Raw genomic sequence first — 2,657 nt, 5'->3', positions numbered from 1 at the left:
CCTGCAGACGATCTAAATGCTGAATATCTTACAACTCACTTCGATATAAATAAGATTCAAGATAACGTATTAAAATTAGATATTTTAGGGCATGTCGATCCTACTGTTATTCGTATGCTTCAGGATATGACAGGTGTTGATCCAAAGTCTATTCCTACAAATGACCAGAAGGTTATGAGCTTATTTAATAGTTCTAAAGCATTAGGCTGCGATCTATCATTCTTAAACTGTAAGACAGGTGCCTTAGGGTTACCAGAATTTGGTACAAAGTTTGTCCGTGGCATGCTTGAACAGACACATCCAAAAAGCTTTAATGAATTAGTTATTATCTCTGGATTATCTCATGGGACTGACGTATATCTAGGCAATGCGGAGACATTGATTAAGTCAGGTACATGTACATTACAGCAGGTTATCGGATGTCGTGATGATATCATGGTTTACTTAATTGAAAAGGGACTTCCTAACAAGGATGCTTTTGATATCATGGAATGTGTACGTAAAGGTAAGTCACCTAAAGTATTCCCTCAAAAGGGTTATGTTGAACTCATGAAGAAACATAATGTGCCACAATGGTATATTGATTCATGTTTAAAGATTAAATACATGTTCCCTAAAGCCCATGCCGTTGCATATGTATTAAGTGCCATACGTGTAGCTTGGTGGAAATTATATTATCCAAGAGAATATTATGCTGTATACTTTACGACTAGATGTGATTTCTATGATATTGAGACACTTATTGCTGGAAAAGAAGCGGTATATGATAAATATCAGGAATGTTTAAAGTTAAAGGCTGAACATAAAGCATCTAATAAAGAAGAAGGTTTGATTACTGTATTTGAGGTTGCCTTAGAAATGTTTGAAAGAGGCCTAAAGTTTAGTAAGATTTCTCTTGATCAATCTGATTCTAGAAAGTTTATTTGTCATCCAGATGATCCAACAGCTATTATTCCTCCTTTTACTTCTATTGATGGATTAGGTGATGCCGTTGGTGACTCAGTAGTAGAAGCAAGAAAGGAGAGACCTTTCACTTCTATTGAAGACATTAAAAAGAGAACACGTCTTTCAGGAACTCATATTGAGACACTGCAGAAGATGGGCGTTTTAAATGGCTTTTCTGAAAGTGATCAGCTTACAATCTTTGATTTATAGTTTTTTTACGTGTTTTTCAACATTATTTGACTTATACATTTAACTGTGCTATACTCGATTTAGCAAAAGACGAGAGGGGAGACCCTCTCGTTATTTATTGAATAGGAGGTTCTATGCTAGAGAAAATTAAAGAAGGCTTATTGCCTATTATTGCTTCATTTGAATGCCATCTTGATTCAATGGAATATGTAAAGGAAAAAGGAGAATGGTATTTACGTGTCTTCATTGAAAAGAATGATGGAAATCTTGACATGGATACTTGTGTTGCAGTCAGTGAAGCTGTAAGTGAAAAGTTAGATGAACTTGATTTAATCAAGGACGAGTATTATCTTGAAGTATCTTCTCCAGGAATTGAAAAGCCATTAAAGACTTTTGAGCAGGTAGAAGCTCATGTTGGCTCATATGTTCATATTGATTTGAAGAATCCAAAGAATGGAATTGATTCTCTAGAAGGAACATTAGCCTCTATTGATGGCCAGGAATTATTGATCCAGTATATGGTGAAAGCTGTAAGAAAGAAAATGACTATAAACTATGATGATATTAAATTCATCAGACTCGCTGTAAAGTTCTAGGAGGTAAAAAACGTGGCGAAAAAGGATAAAGGTTACAAATCAGCTCTTGAAAATCTTATTGAAGATAAAGGGCTAGATAGCGCTATTGTAATTGAAGCATTGACTGAAGCACTTGCTAAGTCATATAAGAAAAACTATAGTGGAGCAGAATCAATCGTTGATTGTAAGATTGATGATGATGGAAAAATCAGAATCTTTACAACTCATTATGTTGTAGATGATGTAAATGATGAAGATTTTGAATATTCTATTGAAGAAGCACAGGAAATTGATCCAAAATATCAGGTTGGAGATGAAGTTGTTGAAGAAGCTGATATTTCTGAATTTGGTCGTTTAGCTGCAATTCAAACTAAACAGTTATTAAGACAGAAGATCAGAGAAGCTGAAAAAGAAGCTTTATATAATGAATATATCAATAAACTTGATGAAATTATCAATGGTACTGTAGATCGTGTAGAAGAAAGATTCGCAATTATCAACATTGGTAAGACAGGTGCACTTCTTTCATCTAAAGACCAGATTCCTGGTGAAACTTTAGTTGAAGGTGAACATGTTAAGGTTTATGTGAGTGAAGTAGAACGTACTACTAAAGGTACTCATATCAGCGTATCTCGTACTCATGAAGGATTAGTAAAGCGTTTATTTGAAATGGAAGTACCTGAAATCTTCGAAGGAACTGTAGAAATCAAATCAGTATCTAGAGAAGCAGGTGAACGTTCTAAGATTGCGGTTTATACAGCAAATCCTGATATTGATCCTATCGGTGCATGTGTTGGTCCAAAGGGAAATCGTGTTAGAAATGTTGTTGAAGAATTAGATGGTGAAATGATCGATATTATTGAATGGTCTGAAGATCCTGTAACATTCATTTCTCATGCTCTTTCTCCAGCTAAGGTTGAAAGAGTGAAATTAAATCATTCTAAGAAC

The 2,657-nt window shown here is 34.6% G+C and carries 3 protein-coding genes; all 3 read left to right on the top strand.

The window, feature by feature from the left end; genetic code table 11:
- Positions 1-1,155 (top strand): helix-hairpin-helix domain-containing protein (locus tag ACT8VG_RS09755; RefSeq protein ID WP_444195749.1); only part of this gene is annotated, 1,155 nt, incomplete at its 5' end.
- A gap of 113 nt (positions 1,156-1,268) precedes the next feature.
- Complete coding sequence (gene rimP / locus ACT8VG_RS09750) at positions 1,269-1,730, top strand: ribosome maturation factor RimP (protein WP_022424333.1); 462 nt, start codon at positions 1,269-1,271, stop codon at positions 1,728-1,730.
- Between the two features lie 12 nt (positions 1,731-1,742).
- Positions 1,743-2,657, top strand: a 915-nt coding sequence (gene nusA, locus ACT8VG_RS09745) for a transcription termination factor NusA (RefSeq protein ID WP_444195748.1), incomplete at its 3' end; no start/stop codon positions are given.

The organism is Catenibacterium sp. (assembly GCF_052354645.1).
Lineage (GTDB): Bacteria > Bacillota_I > Bacilli_A > Erysipelotrichales > Coprobacillaceae > Catenibacterium > Catenibacterium mitsuoka_A.
The sequence above is the reverse complement of the archived record's forward strand: the minus strand, read 5'-3'. Positions and strand labels throughout refer to the sequence as shown.

Bases quoted from the DNA above. Each gene is read 5' to 3' on its own strand.
- rimP (WP_022424333.1), top strand. From the start codon at position 1,269: ATGCTAGAGAAAATTAAAGAAGGCTTATTGCCTATTATTGCTTCATTT.